Annotated in this window: 18 protein-coding genes; 7 read left to right on the top strand and 11 right to left on the bottom strand. The window is 65.0% G+C overall.

What is annotated here, in order from left to right; translation table 11 throughout:
• Positions 1 to 64 precede the first annotated feature (64 nt).
• From GVL61_RS06045 to GVL61_RS06035, 3 genes are read right to left on the bottom strand one after another with little or no spacing between them, the layout of a single operon-like run.
• Complete coding sequence (locus tag GVL61_RS06045) at positions 65 to 505, bottom strand: HPr kinase/phosphorylase (protein ID WP_159978036.1); 441 nt, start codon at positions 503 to 505, stop codon at positions 65 to 67.
• Positions 502 to 2,103, bottom strand: coding sequence for an ATP-binding protein (locus tag GVL61_RS06040; RefSeq protein WP_159978034.1), 1,602 nt, complete (start codon positions 2,101 to 2,103; stop codon positions 502 to 504). The genes GVL61_RS06045 and GVL61_RS06040 overlap by 4 nt, the downstream gene beginning before the upstream one ends.
• Positions 2,096 to 2,905 carry a response regulator transcription factor gene (locus GVL61_RS06035; protein ID WP_235037545.1) on the bottom strand — a complete coding sequence of 270 codons (810 nt, stop codon included), beginning with the start codon at positions 2,903 to 2,905 and terminating at the stop codon, positions 2,096 to 2,098. The genes GVL61_RS06040 and GVL61_RS06035 overlap by 8 nt, the downstream gene beginning before the upstream one ends.
• 281 nt (positions 2,906 to 3,186) lie before the next feature.
• On the opposite strand from GVL61_RS06035, the gene GVL61_RS06030 reads away from it, so the two are divergent.
• On the top strand, positions 3,187 to 4,788 hold the full coding sequence (locus GVL61_RS06030; protein WP_159978032.1) for a phosphoenolpyruvate carboxykinase: 1,602 nt from the start codon (positions 3,187 to 3,189) through the stop codon (positions 4,786 to 4,788).
• A 193-nt stretch (positions 4,789 to 4,981) separates the two neighbouring features.
• Positions 4,982 to 5,338 (top strand): hypothetical protein, encoded by a 357-nt coding sequence (locus GVL61_RS06025; RefSeq protein WP_159978030.1) that lies wholly within the window; start codon positions 4,982 to 4,984, stop codon positions 5,336 to 5,338.
• Positions 5,339 to 5,388: 50 nt separating this feature from the next.
• On the opposite strand, the gene GVL61_RS06020 is transcribed toward GVL61_RS06025, so the two are convergent.
• Complete coding sequence (locus GVL61_RS06020) at positions 5,389 to 7,272, bottom strand: DUF885 family protein (protein WP_159978028.1); 1,884 nt, start codon at positions 7,270 to 7,272, stop codon at positions 5,389 to 5,391.
• Positions 7,273 to 7,374: 102 nt separating this feature from the next.
• Here GVL61_RS06020 and GVL61_RS06015 point away from each other — a divergent pair, with 102 nt between their 5' ends.
• Entirely contained in the window at positions 7,375 to 7,587 is a 213-nt protein-coding gene (locus GVL61_RS06015; RefSeq protein ID WP_159978026.1) for a hypothetical protein, read from the top strand.
• Between the two features lie 37 nt (positions 7,588 to 7,624).
• On the opposite strand, the gene GVL61_RS06010 is transcribed toward GVL61_RS06015, so the two are convergent.
• Entirely contained in the window at positions 7,625 to 8,281 is a 657-nt protein-coding gene (locus GVL61_RS06010) for an alpha/beta hydrolase (RefSeq protein WP_159978024.1), read from the bottom strand.
• A gap of 68 nt (positions 8,282 to 8,349) precedes the next feature.
• On the opposite strand from GVL61_RS06010, the gene GVL61_RS06005 reads away from it, so the two are divergent.
• The 4 genes from GVL61_RS06005 (at position 8,350) to parC (ending at position 13,250) form a co-directional block, all read left to right on the top strand.
• Positions 8,350 to 9,459, top strand: coding sequence for a cysteine desulfurase family protein (locus GVL61_RS06005; protein WP_159978022.1), 1,110 nt, complete (start codon positions 8,350 to 8,352; stop codon positions 9,457 to 9,459).
• Positions 9,456 to 10,535, top strand: a complete 1,080-nt coding sequence (locus tag GVL61_RS06000) for a cysteine desulfurase family protein (protein WP_159978020.1) — start codon at positions 9,456 to 9,458, stop codon at positions 10,533 to 10,535. The genes GVL61_RS06005 and GVL61_RS06000 overlap by 4 nt, the downstream gene beginning before the upstream one ends.
• Position 10,536: 1 nt before the next feature.
• A complete protein-coding gene (locus GVL61_RS05995) occupies positions 10,537 to 10,869 on the top strand; it encodes a 2Fe-2S iron-sulfur cluster-binding protein (RefSeq protein ID WP_159978018.1) in 333 nt (110 codons plus the stop codon).
• An 86-nt stretch (positions 10,870 to 10,955) separates the two neighbouring features.
• Positions 10,956 to 13,250: a DNA topoisomerase IV subunit A gene (gene parC, locus GVL61_RS05990; protein ID WP_159978016.1), complete on the top strand. Its 2,295-nt coding sequence runs from the start codon at positions 10,956 to 10,958 to the stop codon at positions 13,248 to 13,250.
• A 34-nt stretch (positions 13,251 to 13,284) separates the two neighbouring features.
• On the opposite strand, the gene GVL61_RS05985 is transcribed toward parC, so the two are convergent.
• From GVL61_RS05985 to GVL61_RS05960, 6 genes are all read right to left on the bottom strand, one after another.
• A complete protein-coding gene (locus tag GVL61_RS05985) occupies positions 13,285 to 13,932 on the bottom strand; it encodes a TIGR02281 family clan AA aspartic protease (protein WP_159978014.1) in 648 nt (215 codons plus the stop codon).
• Between the two features lie 42 nt (positions 13,933 to 13,974).
• Positions 13,975 to 14,607, bottom strand: a complete 633-nt coding sequence (locus tag GVL61_RS05980) for a TIGR02281 family clan AA aspartic protease (protein ID WP_159978012.1) — start codon at positions 14,605 to 14,607, stop codon at positions 13,975 to 13,977.
• Entirely contained in the window at positions 14,604 to 15,776 is a 1,173-nt protein-coding gene (locus GVL61_RS05975; RefSeq protein ID WP_159978010.1) for a CCA tRNA nucleotidyltransferase, read from the bottom strand. Before GVL61_RS05975 ends, GVL61_RS05980 begins: the two co-directional genes overlap by 4 nt.
• A complete protein-coding gene (locus tag GVL61_RS05970) occupies positions 15,769 to 16,374 on the bottom strand; it encodes a CoA pyrophosphatase (protein WP_159978008.1) in 606 nt (201 codons plus the stop codon). The genes GVL61_RS05975 and GVL61_RS05970 overlap by 8 nt, the downstream gene beginning before the upstream one ends.
• A complete protein-coding gene (locus GVL61_RS05965; protein WP_159978006.1) occupies positions 16,371 to 16,919 on the bottom strand; it encodes a DUF1285 domain-containing protein in 549 nt (182 codons plus the stop codon). The genes GVL61_RS05970 and GVL61_RS05965 overlap by 4 nt, the downstream gene beginning before the upstream one ends.
• A 73-nt stretch (positions 16,920 to 16,992) precedes the next feature.
• On the bottom strand, positions 16,993 to 17,517 hold the full coding sequence (locus GVL61_RS05960) for a GNAT family N-acetyltransferase (RefSeq protein WP_159978004.1): 525 nt from the start codon (positions 17,515 to 17,517) through the stop codon (positions 16,993 to 16,995).
• Between the last annotated feature and the right edge of the window lie 21 nt (positions 17,518 to 17,538).

Here is a 17,538-nt window from a genome sequence, read left to right as displayed (position 1 = left end):
TCTATCTGCGCGCAGCCGGCGGGAAAGGAAAGAGGGCGAAAGAAGCTGTGCCCTGTTGGGACTGCTATCGCGGTAATCCGTAACGGCCCAGCGCGAGTTCGGCCTTGAGTGCCAGCGATCCGCCTTGGGGCCAGAGGCGGACGAGGGGGAGTTCGATTCCGCCGATCGTGATACTTTCGGACACTTCGATGTAGCGCGGCGCATTGCTGTCCAGTGCCAGCACGAGGGCCACCGGAGCTTCATCGACGCAGGGAAAGGGCAGAATGCCCAGGTTGCGGACTTCCAGCATTCCGCGCGTGTTCGGATGCGGGCGGGCCCGAAGCTGCGCGCCGTCCGATTGGAGCAGCACCGAATCATCGCCCACCAACTGCGCGCCGCGATCGATGAGGGCGAGGGCGAGGGCGGACTTGCCGGTGCCTGGGGCGCCTTCGATCAGCACCGCACGCCCGGCGATGGCGACGCATGTCGATTGGCGTTGCCCTGGGGAAGGCGCGGTCTGGGTCATCCCTCGCTCTGCCACGCGGGAAGCGAGAACACGAGGCGCGCGCCTGGGGCGCCATCGGTGCGATCGGTCGCGATAAGCTTGCCGAAGTGGGCCTCGACGATAGTGCGCGCGATAGCGAGGCCGAGGCCGCTGTGCTTGCCGAATTCCTCACGCGACGGGCGCAGCGAGTGGAAGCGCTCGAAGATGCGTTCGCGGGCGGCTGCGGGGATGCCGGGGCCGTGATCGGCAACGGCGATCTTCACCCGGCTGCCGACCCGTGAGAGCGAGATTTCGATCGGGCTCCCCGGCGGTGAGAAGGAGACGGCGTTGTCCAGCAGGTTCTGCAATACGCGTTCGAGCCGGGGCGCGTCCCCGGCAACGGTCAGGTCAGTGCTGCTTGCAATGCCGTCACCGCCGTCTTCGCGCAGGATCGAGACCGGGCAGCCGCCGTTGACGCCGCGCTGGCCCCGCTCGGCGACAAGGCCGCGGACCAGCGTGCCCATGTCGAAGGGTTCGAAGGTGGTGCGGCTGATCTGCGCGTCGATGCGGCTTGCATCTGCGATCTCGGTGACGAGGAAGTCGATCCGGCGCACGTCGTCCTGGGCGATGCCGAGGAGCTGGTGGCGCAGGTCCGGCGCCTCCACGCGTTCGAGGCTTTCCAAAGCGCTGCGCAGTGAGGTCAGCGGGTTTTTGAGTTCGTGGGCGACATCCGCGGCAAAGCTCTCCACTTCGTCGATGCGCTGGCGCAGTGCGCCGCTCATGTCGGAGATGGCGCGGGCAAGCAGGCCGATCTCGTCCCGGCGGTCGGGCAGACGGGGGACGACGACGCTGCGATCACGGCCCAGACGCACGCGAACGGCAGCGCGGACCAGCTTGCGCAGCGGTTCGACGATGGTGCGGGCGAGAAACAGCGAGAGCAGGATCGAGACGCCCAGTGCGCCGCCGACGATGATCGCCAGCGTCTGGCGGGCCATGCGCACGTTCTCAGTGATGTCGCGCGCGTTGCGGGTGACGAGGAGCGCGGAGCCGTCCTGGCCCACCGGGGTGGCGGCAATGATCACGGGGGTGCGGTCCGGTGCTGCCTTGTGGTTGATCCGGGTTTCCCTGCCGGCCAGTGCTGCGGCGATTTCCGGCCATGCCGAGGCGCCGGCATGGGCCGGGTCGCGGTAGTCCGGGATGGGCGGTGCGCCGAGCACGAAATCCATGCCCCGGTCGAGCATACGCGCGGCGTCCTGGAACCAGGGCTCGCTGGCGGGGTCGATCAGCCGGTAGGCGGGCGGTGCCAGCACGAAGCTGTCGCCGGAGAGATTGCCGGCGGGATCGAACAGGCGCAGCCGCAGGTCTTGCGTGGGTCCGATCCGGGCGATCAAGGAGAGGCGGCCGGCCGCGTCTTCGTCGGCCAGGGCGTCGGCGGTGATCTCGGCCTCGGACTTGGCAAGGCGATAGCGTTCGGCGAGCAGTTCGTTGCGATAGCTGTCGATGTAGAACAGGCTGCCCGCCAGCAGCGCAAGCGCAATTACGTTTACCGCCAGAATGCGCGCGGTGAGCGAGATGCTCCACGACAGGCCGAGACGTACGGCAACGCGCGGGCGCGGCTTGGCACGTGACTTTTCAGCCATCGGCGAAGGAGTATCCGGCGCCGTAGAGGGTGTCGATCGCACCGAATTCCGGGTCCACCGCGCGGAACTTGCGGCGCAGGCGCTTGATGTGGCTGTCGATGGTGCGGTCGTCCACATAGACGTCTTCACTGTAGGCCGCGTCCATCAGCTGGTTGCGGCTTTTGACGACGCCGGGGCGGGTTGCCATCGCCTCCAGAAGCAGGAACTCGGTGACGGTGAGCGAGACCGGGCGGCCGTCCCAGGTGACCTGATGGCGCGCGGGATCGAGCATCAGCCGTCCTCGTATCACCGGATCCGGGAGGTTGGCCGGTGCTTCGTCTTCGGGCGGTGTACGCGCCAGTTCGCTGCGTCGCAGGATGGCGCGGATGCGGGCGACGAGAAGGCGCTGGCTGAAGGGCTTGGCGATGTAGTCGTCCGCCCCCATGGCAAGGCCCAGCGCCTCGTCGGGCTCTTCGTCCTTTGAGGTCAGGAAAATCACCGGCAGGCTCGAATGCGCGCGCAGGGCCTGCAGCAGGTGCAGACCGTCCATACGCGGCATCTTGATATCGAAGATGGCGAGGTCCGGCGGGTTGTCCAGCAGGGCCTTCAGCGCTGTCTCTCCATCGGCGTAGACGCGCGTGGCGAACCCTTCGGCGTGGAGGCTGATGGACAGCGTGGTGAGGATGTTGCGATCGTCGTCGACCAGCGCGATCGTGTGCTGGCGCGGGGCAGCCGGAGCGACGATCGGTAACGTGCCCGAAGGTAACGCAGCATCGTCTGCCGCAGGGCCGGGTGGGGATGGGGGAGTGGATGCATCGGCCATGGGCGCGCGCAGTTTCCCTTTTGCTGCATGGGGTGGTTTTCCTAGCGGCTGCGCGCCTGGATGACAATCTGCGGTGCGGGCGTATCACAGCGGCGCTGCAAGTCGTCCAGTCCGTTTCTTCTGCGCGATAAAGCTCCCGAGCATAGGACCTTGACGGTTCCAATTTCCCCCAAATTGACGGAAAAGAGACATCTGCCTATTCGTGGCCCGATTCTTGCGCAGGAATCGCGAATGCGGCCTCGGGAATACCCGTAGGTCGCCATCTTTTGGAGGAGATGACATTGACCACTTCGCTTAGCTATCCGCTCGACAAACAGGGCATTCAGACGAAGGCAACGATCTTCGCGAATCTCGGCACGGCCCCCCTGGTCGAACATGCGGTGAAGAATGGGGAAGGCGTGCTTTCGGCCGACGGTCCGTTTGTCGTCGCCACCGGCAAGCACACCGGACGTTCGGCGAAGGACAAGTTCATCGTCCGAGACGCCGAGACGGAATCGACGGTTTGGTGGGGCAAGACCAACGTGCCGATGACGCCTGAGCATTTCGCCGCGCTCAAGGAGGATTTCCTTGCTGCCGTCGCGCAGAAGGACACGCTCTACGTTGCCGACCTGTATGGCGGTTCGCAGCCCGAGCACCGCGTGAACGTGCGCGTGATCAACGAATTCGCCTGGCACAACCTGTTCATCAAGACGCTGCTGGTTCGTCCCACCAGCGACGAGCTGGAAGGCTTCGCGCCCGAATATACCATCATCGACCTGCCCAGCTTCCGCGCCGATCCTGAGCGTCACGGGTCGCGCAGCGAGACGGTGATCGCGGTCAACTTCTCCGAGAAGCTGATCCTGATCGGCGGCACGTCCTATGCGGGCGAAATGAAGAAGTCGGTTTTCGGCATCCTCAACTACCTGCTGCCGGTCAAGGGCGTGATGCCGATGCACTGCTCGGCCAACATCGGCCCGGACGGCGATACCGCCGTGTTCTTCGGCCTGTCGGGCACCGGCAAGACGACGCTCTCGGCCGACGCTTCGCGCACGCTGATCGGCGATGACGAGCATGGCTGGTCGGACACTGCCGTGTTCAACTTCGAAGGCGGCTGCTACGCCAAGATGATCCGGCTTTCGGAAGAAGCCGAGCCGGAAATCTACGCGACCACCCGCCGCTTCGGCACAGTGCTTGAAAACGTCGTGATTGATCCGGTCACAAGGCTGATCGACCTCGACGACAATTCGCTGGCCGAGAACAGCCGTGGTTCCTACCCGATCGACTTCATTCCGAACTGCTCGGAGAAGAACCTCGGGCCGGTGCCGAAGAACATCATCTTCCTCACTGCCGACGCTTACGGCGTCCTGCCTCCGATCGCGCGGCTGACCCCGGATCAGGCGATGTACCACTTCCTCTCGGGCTATACCGCGCGCGTTGCCGGCACCGAGATCGGCGTGACTGAACCTGAAGCGACGTTCTCGACCTGCTTCGGCGCGCCGTTCATGCCGCGTCACCCGTCGATCTACGGCAACCTCCTGAAGGAGCGCATCGCCAAGGGCGGCGTGAAGTGCTGGCTGGTCAACACCGGCTGGTCCGGCGGCAAGGCGACGATGGAAGGCATCAAGCGCATGCCCATCAAGGCGACCCGCGCTCTGCTGAACGCCGCGCTCGACGGCAGCCTCAACGCTGCCGAGTTCAAGGAAGACCCGAACTTCGGCTTCGAAGTGCCGGTAGAGGTTGCAGGTGTTGACACCAAGCTTCTCGACCCGCGCGGTGCCTGGGCCGATCCTGCGGAATATGACCGGACCGCGCAGACCCTGGTCAAGCAGTTCATCGACAACTTCGAGCAGTTCGAAGACCATGTCGATGAAGGCGTGCGCAAGGCGGCGCCGGTTTCGGCCTGACCTTTACGACCTGAAGTGAACATGAGGGGCCCCGGAACTTCGGTTTCGGGGCCTTGTTCGTTTGCGGCGCCAGTCCGACGCAGCGAGCGGCGAGGGCTGCTGCGTCAAAGCCCGGCTTGAGGGTGTTTTCCAAGCCTTTCGTTCGTCACGGTTTGGGTGCAATGTGCATGACTACCCCCGAAGGAGAATGGTTATGGGACTTTTCGACGGTATCCTTGGACAAGTGAGCGAACACGCAGACGTGGCCAACCTCGCAAGCAAGCTGGGCCTTTCTCCCGAGGTGGCTGAAAAAGCCATTGCCGCTCTGGGCATGGCGCATCAGCAGGAAGGTGATACCGCGCAGCTTGCGGCGGAGCGCACCGGGCTTGACGTGGGTACGATGCAGCAGGTTATCGCCTCGATCGGCGGCGAAGGTTCGCTGACCCAGTTCGCCAGCGTTATCGCGTCCGATCCCGGCAAGATCGCCAGCTTCTTCGACAAGGACGGCGACGGCAGCGTCATCGACGATCTGACCGCCATGGCCAAGGGCTTTTTTGGCGGCAAGAGCTGAGATTGAAATTCGCGCCATCCCGGGCCGACAGGCCCGGGATGGCGCGCCATTTAGCCCTTTTTGCCAGCGATATAGGCCTCGACGTTGAGCGCCAGCACGTCCAGCGGTACATTGCCGCCGTTGACCACTGTCTGGTCGAAGTCGCGCAGGTCGTAGGCCGCACCGAGCGCCTGCTGCGCCCGCGTGCGCTGGCTGAGTATCTGCGAGTGGCCCATCTTGTAGCCACAGGCCTGGCCGGGCCATGAGCAGTAGCGGTCCACCTCGTTGACCACTTCCTCGCGCTTGTTGCCGTTCTGCTCCATGAAGAAGCGGACGGCTGCATCGCGGCTCCACCCCTTGGAATGCAGCCCCGTGTCGACCACCATGCGGCAGGCGCGGAACGCCAGCGATTGCAGATAGCCAAGGCGGCCCACTGCGTCGTCGTCATAGGCGCCCAGTTCGTCCGCCAGCTGCTCGCCGTACAGCGCCCAGCCTTCGGAATAGGCGTTGAACGCCAGGATAGAGCGGATCAGCGGCAAGCGATTGGCATATTCGCCCTGCCAGACGTGGCCGGGGATCGCTTCATGGTGCACCAGTGTGGGCAGGTCGTACTTGCGGTGCAGGTCGGTGGTACGCAGGTTGATCCACATCTTGCCGGGGACGGTCCCGTCCTTGGATCCAGCCCCGCCATATGCGGTCGGTGCGCCGGGTTCTTCGGATAGCGGCAGGCGGCGAACCTCGACATTGCCGGGAACCAGCTCGCGGAAAGCACGCGGCATTTGCGCGCGGATCCAATCGATGCGGGTACGGATAAAGGCGAGGATTTCGGCACGGCCGGGATCGCCTGCAGGGAACATGAAGCGCTTGTCTTCACCCAGCGCCGTCATGCGCGCTCCGACGGTGCCGGTGGTATAGCCGAGCGACTTCAGGATCGGGTCCATACGGGCGTGGAGCGCCGCCAGTTCCTGCAAGCCGCGCTGGTGGATTTCCTCGGGGGGGGCCGGAGTGGTCGTGCTCGCGCGCAGAGCCCACGCGTAATACTCGGCGCCTTGCGGGCGTTCGCGCATTCCCGGATCGCTCTTGGCGAGCGTGCGCTGATGCTTGAGTTCGACCAGTTGCCGCTCCAGCGCGGGCACGACTTCGCCAGCGACTATCCGCTTCGCATCGGACGCCCAGGTGCCGCTCATGTTCTTGGTACGGGCGGCGATCGAGGTGACGAGGCCGCCGCCATCGGCGCGTGCGTCGGCGATGGTGCTGGTCATCTGCGCGATGGCGCGGTCGAGCAGGAAGTCCGGCGGCACGAGGCCCATGGCGGTGGCGGCCTTGATCCGGTCGAGTTCCCCGTCCAGCTGCGCATCGAACTGGCCGAGGCGGGCGATATAGGCGTCGGCGTCCTCGCGCGTCTTCACCGGATGATCTGCATCGAGGAAGCGCGGCAGGTCGAGGTAGGCGCCCACGTTCTGGATCACGACGTAGGGCGCGTTGCGCCAACCGCCGACGGCGACATCGCCGTAAGGCAGCGCGAAACCGTCGAGCGCGGTGGAGAAGGCGCTTTTGACCACGGCGAGGCTGGTGCGGGTGGAATGGTCCAGCCCGCTGGCATCGAAGGCTTCGACCGAGGCGAGGCCCTGCTTCAGGCTGGCGGCATAGGCATTGCGGCCGGCCTGCGAACGATCCTCCAGGCGCGAGCGCAGCGCTGCATGTTCGCCGATGTCCACGCCAAGGCCGGTTGCGCCTTCGGGGACGTGATCGAGCAGGTTCCAGGCGATGCTGTCGAGCAATGCAGCCGCGTTTGGCGGTGTGGTCGTCGGGGTTGCGGGCAGGGGGGCGGGGCCACCGGCCGCAGCACAGCCGGGCAGGGCGATGGCGGCGGTTCCGGCCGCCAGCAGATGGAGGGCGCTGCGCCGCGAGAGCGGGCCGCGCGGATCGAGTTCGGGAAAGGAAGTATCGTGCATGGCCAGAACGATGGCCGCGCCTGCTGATGCTGTCAAACCAGCTTGGCAAACAGCCCGGCAAACCATCTTGGGCCTCGGCGCAGGCTGCGCTAGGAGGGCGCCATGAACATCGCGCTTTCGCTTCTCGTGCTCACCGTCATCGCGCTCGTACTGGGCGCCGCCGTGCTGTTTCGGCGTGGAGGCCATCGCAAGCAGGCGGTGCTGATGCTGGTGCTGGCGGCGGTGATGGTAATGAACATCGCCATCTGGACCCTGCCAACGCCTGAAGGCCTGTCACTCTCGGGCGAGGCTCAAAAGGAACAGGCGCCGGAGTGATGCTCCGACGCCTGCCTTAACCCATTGAACCGAAGGATTACTTGATCGGGCAATCCGGCGAGAGGCGCATGTCGAGGTAGTTGTCGACCGACTTCATCAGGTCCGGCACTTCATTTTCGAAGAAGTGGTTGGCCCGCGGAATTTCATCGTGGTGGATGGTGATGTGCTTCTGCGTGCGCAGCTTGTCGACCAGCTTCTGCACGGCGTTGGGCGTGACCACCGTATCGCCGGTCCCCTGCACGATGATGCCCGAGGCCGGGCACGGCGCCAGGAAGCTGAAGTCGTACATGTTGGCCGGCGGGGCAACCGAGATGAAGCCGCGAATCTCCGGGCGGCGCATAAGCAACTGCATGCCGATCAGCGCGCCGAACGAGTAGCCGGCGATCCAGGTGGTCGAAGCCTCGGGATGGATCGACTGGACCCAGTCGAGCGCAGCGGCGGCATCGGACAGTTCGCCGATGCCGTTGTCGAAGCTGCCCTGGCTGCGGCCCACGCCGCGGAAGTTGAAGCGCAGCGTTGCAAAACCGCGCGCCACGAAGGTCTTGTAGAGGTGCTGGGTGATGCGGTCGTTCATCGTGCCGCCCGCCTGCGGGTGCGGGTGGAGGATCATCGCCACCGGCGCGCGCGGACGCGGAGCGGGCTGGAAACGACCTTCGAGACGACCTTCGGGACCGGGAAAGATGACTGCGGGCATGTCTGTTTGCGGCCTGACTTGTTGAACCTCACGCGTGCACGGCAGCGCCGGCCATCGCGGGAGTGGAAATGGGAAAGGTTCGCTATATAGAAACATTGCGTCCGAAAACAACTTCGCAAGCAAGGGCAGTTCCTATCATTTATCTCGACCATGCCGCGACTACACCGATGCTTGCCTCTGCGCGCGAGGCCTGGCTGGAAGGCGCTGCGATCTGGGCCAATCCGTCCAGCCCCCACGCGCCTGGCCGCGCTGCCCGTGCGGCGCTGGAAGATGCGCGGGCAAGGGTGAAGACCGCGCTGGGTTGGGAGGGCGAAATGCTGTTCACGTCCGGGGCTAGCGAGGCGCTGGCGATCGGGCTGGGGCGGGCAAAAACGCAACGGCGACTGGTCTCGGCGGTGGAGCACGATGCGGTGTTCCGCGCTGCGCCCGATGCCGAAGTGCTGCCGGTAGTCGGCGGTGAAGTCGATCCGCAGGCGCTTGCCGATGCTCTGGCGCAGTCGGGCAGGGCAGTGGTCGCGCTGCAGTCGGTCAATTCCGAAACCGGCACTGTCCTGCTTCCTTACGGGACAAATCCCGTGGCAGTGCAGGTCCGCGAGGCAGGTGGCCTGCTGCTCGCCGACTGTTCGCAGTCGGCCGGGAAAACGCCCTTGCCTGATGCGGACTTGGTCGTGGTCTCTGCCCACAAGCTGGGCGGCCCGGTCGGCATCGGCGCGCTGCTGGTGCGCGACTTTGCCATGCTGGAGCCGAGCGGGGGGCAGGAGCGCGGCTACCGCGCGGGGACCGAGAACCTGCCCGCCGTCCTCGCTTTCGCCGCCGCGGTGGAGGAAGGCGGGATCGAGAGTTGGGCAACCAGCGCCGAGCAGCGCTTTGACTTCAGAAACAGGCTTTACGAGCATGGCGAGGTGCTGCAGCCAGGGGCGCAGTGTTCTCACATCTTTGCTGTTGCGGCGCCCAAAATGTCCGCCACGGCGATGCTGATCCGCATGGACGCGATGGGTTTTGCGATCTCGGCGGGGAGCGCCTGTTCTTCGGGTACGCTCAAGCAGAGCCGCGTGTTGCAGGGCTTCGGCATCGACGCGGATCTGGCGAAGCGAACTGTCCGCGTATCCATGGGCTGGAGTACGACGCCGCAGGACCTTGACGCCTTCACCGATGCATGGGCGAAGGTAAACGCATGATCTACCTCGACTATCAGGCGACCACGCCGCTCGCGCCCGAAGCGCGCGAGGCGATGCTGCCATGGCTTGGCGGACCGGAAACCAGCGGGTTCGCCAATCCGCACAGCCCGCATCGACCCGGACGCGCAGCAGCAGCAGCGGTAGAGGTGGCGCGCGCGCAGGTCGCCGCGCTCATGCCGCCGGGCGGGCGGGTGATCTTCACGTCCGGCGCTACGGAAGCGATCAATCTCGCCATTATGGGCAGCGGCACGCGAAAGCTGGCGGTTTCGGCAATCGAGCATGCCGCCGTGCTCGATACTGCGCGGGCGGTCGATCCAGCACTTGTGGTCCTGCCGGTCGATGCCGAAGGACTTGTCGACGGTGATGCTCCGCTTGCCCCGGGCACCGGCCTTGTCGCCGTTATGCAGGTCAACAATGAGATCGGCACGGTTCAGCCTGTCCAGTTGCTGGCGGAGCAGGCCCATGCCGTCGGGGCGTTATTTTTGTGCGACGCGGTGCAGGGCGCGGGCAAGATCGCCCCGCCGACCAATGCCGACCTCATCGCAGTCAGCGCCCACAAGCTCTATGGCCCCAAAGGCATCGGCGCCCTGTGGCTGCGGGACGGGCTGGATCTCGCGCCGTTGATCCGCGGCGGCGGGCAGGAACAGGGGCTGCGTTCCGGCACCCTCAGCCCGATGCTCTGCGCTGGATTTGGCGCGGCGGCGGCGCTTGCGGTGGCCCGGATGGACGAGGATTGCGCCCATGTCGCGCATCTGTGGCAGCACGCGCGGGCCATCCTTTCGCGCTGGGAACTGAACGGTTCGGCCACGCAGCGCTGGCACGGGAACCTCAACTTGCGCCTCGATGGCCTCGACGTGGCCCGTCTAATGTCAGAGTTGCGCGATCTCGCTTTTTCGGCAGGATCGGCCTGTGCAAGCGGATCTGGCCGGCCGAGTCATGTCCTGCGGGCTTTGGGCCTTTCGGATAAGCAAGCCAAAGCCTCTATCCGTCTGGGATTTGGGAGATATACTCAGATCCGGGAACTTGAGGATGCCTGCGCCAAAATCGAAGCCGCCGCTGCGGTGCAGGGAGTATGACTTGGTTAACGTGATGTTCGTTACCGTCGACGGGTCCAGGGTTTCGGCGCAGGCCGAGCCGGGATCCCGGCTGCTTGAAGTGGGCCAGAACGCGGGCATGCCGCTCGAAGGAACGTGTGAGGGGCAGATGGCCTGCTCCACCTGCCACGTCATCGTCTCGCCCGACTGGTTCGACAAGCTGCCACCCGCTTCAAACGAGGAGGAGGACATGCTCGACCTCGCTGCCGGAGTGGGTCGCACTAGCCGCCTGTCCTGCCAGATCGAACTGACCGACGAACTGGACGGCCTCGCGGTGCGCATCCCCGGCGTGGTTCGGGATATGCAGATCGGCTGAGCGACTACGTATAAGCATATGATCGGCGGAAAACTTCGTATCCGGCGGTTCCTCTCCGGGGCCGATGTTGCTAGTGCGTTCCTGCAATGGTGAACACGACTGACGACGACTCCGACCCGTTCGACGCCATCGTCGACGCTCCCTTCGATGCGGCGCTGTCGGAGCGTTATCTCGTCTATGCGCTGTCGACGATCACGGCGCGCTCGCTGCCCGACCTTCGCGATGGGTTGAAGCCGGTCCACCGCCGTCTGCTTTGGGCAATGCGGCAGCTCAAGCTCGATCCGGGCAATGCCTATAAGAAATCCGCGCGCGTAGTCGGTGACGTGATCGGTAAGTATCACCCGCATGGCGACGCCTCGGTCTATGACGCGATGGTCCGCCTCGCGCAGGACTTTTCGCTGCGCTATCCGTTGGTGCAGGGGCAGGGCAATTTCGGTAACATCGACGGCGATAACGCCGCCGCCTATCGTTACACCGAAGCGCGCCTGACGAAGACCGCGATCCAGCTCATGTCCGGGCTGGACGAAGGCACTGTCGACCTTATCCCCACCTACAATGGTGAGGAAAACGAGCCGGAAATCTTCCCCGGCATGTTCCCGAACCTGCTGGCCAACGGCGCCGTTGGGATCGCGGTAGGCATGGCGACATCGATCCCCAGTCACAACGTAGCCGAAATCATCGACGCGACGCTTCTGCTGATCGATAATCCCCACGTCGAGCATTCGCAGTTGATGGAAGTGTTCCACGGCCCGGACTTCGCGACCGGCGGCCTCGTGGTCGATAGCCCTGAGGCGATCAGTCACGCTTATGCCACCGGCAAGGGCGGGTTTCGCGTGCGCGGGCGTTTTTCCACCGGGCGCAATTCCGATGGCTCGTGGGAAGAAACCGGCATCGAGAAGCTGGGCGCGGGCCAGTGGCAGCTCGTCGTCACTGAAATTCCGTACATGCTCCAGAAGGGCAAGCTGATCGAACAGATCGCGGCGCTCATCGGCGACCGCAAGCTGCCGATCCTGGAAGACGTGCGCGACGAGAGCGACGAGGAAATCCGCCTCGTCCTCGTCCCCAAGAGCCGCAATGTCGATCCCGAGCTGCTCAAGGAAAGCCTATACCGGCTGACAGACCTCGAAAGCAGGTTCAGTCTGAACCTCAACGTACTGGATTCGCATAGAACTCCAGGCGTCCTCGGGTTGAAGTTGTTGCTGCAGGAATGGGTCTATAGCCAGATCGACATCCTGCTGCGCCGGACCAACCACCGGCTCGAGAAGATCGCCTCGAGGCTGGAACTCGTTGCCGGCTATATTATCGCCTACCTCAACCTTGACCGGATCATCGAGATCATCCGTACCGAGGATGAGCCCAAGGTGGTGATGATGGCGGAGTTCGAACTGACCGACCGTCAGGCCGAGGCGATCCTCAACATGCGCCTGCGGTCCTTGCGCAAGCTTGAGGAAATGGAGCTTCGCAAGGAGCATGCCGAGCTGCTCAAAGAGCAGGAGGAACTCAACCGGCTGCTCGAAAGCCCGGCCCGCCAGCGCACCCGGATCAAGCGCGACCTTGCCAACTTGCGCAAGGATTACGCCGAAGACACCGAACTCGGACGCCGCCGCACCACGATTGCGCAGGCGACCAAGACCGTCGAATTCAGCATGGACGCGATGATCGAGAAGGAGCCGGTGACGGTGATCCTCTCGGCGAGGGGCTGGATCAAGGCGGCGCGTGGACATGTGCCGCTGGACGGCGATTTCAAGTTCAAGGAAGGTGATGGCCCCGGCTATGCTTTCCACGCGCAGACCACCGACAAGGTGCTGATCGCACTCGACAATGGTCGCTTTTATACGCTGGGCGCGGACAAGCTGCCCGGGGCGCGCGGGTTCGGCGAGCCGATCCGTACGATGGTAGATATCGATACCGAGGCGCATATCGTCGCGGCCATGGTCTACAAGCCCAAGGCGCAGCTTCTGCTCGCTTCGAACATCGGGCGCGGGTTCGCGGCGGAGATGGATGAATTGCTGGCGGAAACCCGCAAGGGCCGCGCGGTCATGTCGACCAAACAGGGCGTCAATCTCGTCACCGTGCGCGAGATCCCGGCAGAGCATGACCACGTTGCAGTCGTGGGTGACAACCGCAAGCTGGTGATCTTCAGCCTTGAGGAACTTCCGGTGATGGCCAAGGGCCAGGGGGTCACCCTGCAGCGCTACCGCGACGGCGGCATGTCGGATGTCATCACGCTAAAGCTGGAAGAAGGGCTGTCGTGGACGATGGGGGGCGAAAGCGCCCGTACCCGTACCGAAAAGGACATGACGCTCTGGAAAGTGGCGCGCGGCGCTGCCGGGCGTCTGCCGCCGGTGGGCTTCCCGCGGGACAACAAGTTCCAGAGCTGACGTACGTCCCGGGCGTGGTCCGGGACCGCCAGCCTCAGATTTCCTTCACCGCCTGCGGGTGATGGGGCACAAGGATCAGCGTCCTGCCTTCCACCCGCCAACTGGCCAGGCGTGATAGTACGTTCATGCCGATGACGTTGGTATCGCCGATGCCGGGCGCGACGACCGCGTCGAGTTCTCGGGCTACCACGTTGCCGATGCGCAGTTCGTCGATCGTCGCCAGTTGTGCTTCGATGGTTCCGTTGGCCGTATGCATCAGTACCGAGCGGTTGAGGGGATTGGCCTTCAGCTCGGCTGCCTGCGCGGTCGCCGGCGAAATCGCGGTGAGCGTGGCGCCGGTATCGACGAGGAAGTCGCGCTTTACGCCGTTCACCGTCGCGGTAATCCAGAAGTGGCCGTCGGGATTCATCGGCACGCGGGTCTCCCCGCCCTCGACGCTCTGACGGGTCAGGCCCAGTTGCGGTATTGCGAAATCAGCGCCGGTGGTCAGCCGGGTGACTTGCGCGATCGTCAGCAGCATCGCCGCGAGCAGGCCGAGATTGCCGATCCCGCGCACGAAGCCGCCCAGAACCGGGGCCGCGCGGCGCAGCATTCCGCCAAGCAGGCTTACGGTTATGCCGATGCAGGCGAGTAGGAGCAGAGGTTGTCCGGCAAGAAAGCTGAGAATTTGCGAAAGGTCCATATGTGTATTCATAGCATATTGCAGCTTTCGCAGGGCTGACTGTCAGCGTCCCTTCGGAACCAGGATCAGGCGACTACTCTCCACCCGCCATGAGGCCAGCTGCGAGAGCAGGTTCATGCCGATTACATTGGTGTCGACCTCGCCATCCGGACCGATGGCGACGGGCAGGGAATTGGCCTCGATCCCGCCGAAGCGCAGCGAGTTTGCCGATGCCATGCGCGCGACGATGGTGCCGTTGGCGGTATCCAGCAGGACACCGTCGTCGTCCGCGTCGGGTTGCAGGCCTACGCGCTGGGCGACCCGCTTCGAGACGCCGGTATAGGTGGCGCCGGTGTCGATCAGGAAATCGACTGGCTCGCCGTTGAGCTGCGCCTCGACCCAGAAGTGCCCGTCGGCGCGCATGGCGATGACGGTTTCCTTGCCGACGATCTCGGCGGGTCGGGTCCGGTCGAGCCAGAGCGCGGCTTCCGAACGATTGTTGTGGCCGGCAAGCTGCGCCACCGTCAGCAGCAACGCGGCGACAAGGCCGAGGTAGGCGGTGTTGCGCAAGGCATGGCCGATGCGCGGGCGCGAGGCTGCAAGCATGCCGGCGCCGACGGCAAGGAGGATCGCCGCGATCGTCAGTGTCAGCAGGGGCTGGTCGAACAGGAATTCTCCCAGCTCGCCAAGGTTCATGCGGGGCGCTCCGCCAGGACGTCCGTCAGAAGCGCCTCGACGCGGGCGGCATCGGGAAAGCCTTCAGCGATCCAGCATTCCTGAACGCGGTTCAGGATGCGCGCGACATCTGGCCCTGCGCCGACCCCCCGCGCCACGATCTGGCCGCCCTTGAGCGGCATTCGCGGGATCTCCCAGTCGGTGAGCGAGGAGGTGTCCGCACCGGCGATCAGCAGCCTGTCGAGCGCGGATTCGCGGCCCAGCCGGAAGGCGAGGGCGCGCGCATCGCCGGGGCTGCCGTCACGCGCTGCCGCCAGCGAGAGCCGCTTTTTCTGCGCGGCGGAAAGGCGGAAACGGGCGGCGACCTGCTCGGCCAGCGCGGGCTGCGCGGGAAGCAGGGCGGCGAGGCGCCGGACCGGATCGGGGGCGTGGCCCTGCGCGGTTTCGGTGGCCACCAGTGCAGTGAGCCTTTCGGGATCGGCTTCGGGCAGGATCACCGCCAGAACGCCCAACTGCGCCATACGGCGTACCGTGGGCGCGGGGTCGGGCAGGCCGAGGAGGTTCATCGTCTCCATGCCGACCCGCTCGCGAGAGAGGCCCTTGAGCGTCGCGGCCAGTTCGGCGCAGGCGCTTTCCGCCTCATCGTCGGCCGGCGAGCCACCGAAGCGGGCCTGGAAGCGGAAGTAGCGCAGGATGCGCAAGTGGTCTTCGCGGATGCGCTGGCGGGCATTGCCGATAAAGCGCACGTGGTGGATTGCGAGGTCGTTACGGCCACCGAACCAGTCAAAGATTTCGCCCGTGAGCGGGTCGGCGTAGAGCGCGTTGATCGTGAAATCGCGCCGCTCGGCGTCCTCGCGCCAGTCGCTGGCGAAGGCGACGGTCGCGCGGCGACCGTCGGTGGACACGTCCTGTCGCAAGGTGGTGATCTCGACCGGGCCGCCGGGAAGGACCGCGGTGACGGTGCCGTGTTCGATGCCGGTGGGAACGCTGCGGATGGCGGCAGCGGCCAGGCGTTCGATGACGGCCTGCGGGTGCAGCACGGTTGCCATGTCGATGTCCTTGACCGGCAGCCTTAGCAGGGTGTCACGCACCGCGCCGCCGACGTAGCGGACGTTGTCATGGCCCAGCGCGGCGACCATGGCGGCGATATCCTCGCGGTGCATCCAGGGAGCGTCGAGCGTGTCAGTCATGCCAGTTCAGCCGGTTCGCCAGATTGCGCAGGATCGCGCCGGTAACGCCCCAGATGATGTGGTCCTGCCGCGTATCGTTCCAGATGATCTCGACAAAACTTATCTTGCGGTCCTCGTAGTCGAGTGTGCGCGTGTGCTGGTTGGCCGGATTCAGGACGAAATCGACCGGCACCTCGAACCACTGCGCCACTTCGGCCGGATTGGGATGGATATCGATATTGGCGGGGATCACCGCGACCACAGGGGTGATCTCGTAGCCGCTGCCGGTGCGATAGAGATCGCTGGAGCCGATGACGCGAACGTCTTCGCTACGGATGCCGAGTTCCTCGTTGGCTTCGCGCAAGGCGGCTTGGACCGGGTTTTCGCCCGAGTCTATGCGCCCGCCGGGGAAGGCGATCTGGCCAGGATGGGCGCGCATCGTCGAGGGCCGGTGCAGCAGGAGTATGCCGGGGCGCTCGCGCTCGGTGATGGCAATGAGGACCGCTGCCGGTGTGAAGCGCTCGATATCGTGGATGCGTGGGTCGATCCACATATCTGGCGGCGATGCTGCGTGGCCTGCCGCAAACCGGCGGGAGACGTCGTTGAACAGCGCACTCATGCGGGGATCAGCGGGAAGCGGGCGTTGTCGCTTGTTACGGCGAGGCCATCGTTCTGATCGATAGCAATTTCAACAAGTTGGGAGTAAGTACTGCGATTGAGTCTGGCCCGGGTCCCATGACGCACAGTGAGGTAGAGCGCGGGCGTATCGGGATCGCCCTCGGCGGATATCGGGTGTTCCGGTCCGGCGATGACGAGATCGTCGCTGTTCAGGCGGAAGGCCAGTTTGCCGGCTTCGCGCTTCACGTCGATGGCGATGAAGGCGGCATCCTCCACCTCGATCGACAGCTTCTGAGTGGGGGTCACCAGCCAGTGCTGGCCCGCTTCGTCGCAAAGCAGCAGCGAGGCGAAGGCGCGGACCATGGCGGGGCGGCGGATTTCGCCGTCCTGATGGAACCAGCGGCCATTGGCGGCGATGCGCATCTCGCTATCGCCCTGTTCGGGCGGCGACCATTGGTCGACCGGGGGCAGCTTGCGGGCTGCCACGAGTTCGGCCACTTCGCCTAGCGAGAGGCCGGCGAGTTCGGGAGGCGGTTCGTAGGGCATTGTCCGGCGATGCCAGATCGGCCTTCCCGCGCCAAGCCCGACATTATGCCTGGCAGCGGCGCGGGACTTCGGTTTACCGCAACCACGGTCCCAGCATGCCAGCCTCGGGCAGGACGGCAGGGTTGGCGCAGCGAACTAGCAGGCGGTGCTTCTCGAAGGGACCGGGAAGGTTCCAGCCGCCGGTGCGCTCGTTGGAGAAGCCCCAGAAGCGGCCGTAGTATTCGGGATCGCCGATCATGACCTGCGGCAACGGGGCGCGCTCGTCGATCCCGGCAACGATGGCGGAAACCAGTGCCTGGCCGTAACCCGAGCCCTGATGCTCAGGCATAACGGCGACGGGGCCGACCATGATCATCGGATGGGCCCGGCCCGTCGGATCGTTCAGAGCCACCGGCCAGCACTGGATCGAACCGACCAGCATTTCGTCCGCGTCGAGCACGGCGAAGCTGAGGCCGGGCAACCAGTCGGTGCCTTCGCGCACCTTGTAGGCGGTACGCTTATGGCGTTCGGGCTCGAACGCGCTGTCGAGCAGGGCTTCGACGAGTGCCGGATCGACGTTGTCGAGCGGGATTACGGTGGCTGTTTGAGATGCGGTCATTGCGCGCGCCCGATAGGGTGG

Origin of the sequence: Novosphingobium sp. 18050 (assembly GCF_902706195.1) — a bacterium.
GTDB lineage: Bacteria > Pseudomonadota > Alphaproteobacteria > Sphingomonadales > Sphingomonadaceae > Novosphingobium.
The sequence above is the reverse complement of the archived record's forward strand: the minus strand, read 5'-3'. Positions and strand labels throughout refer to the sequence as shown.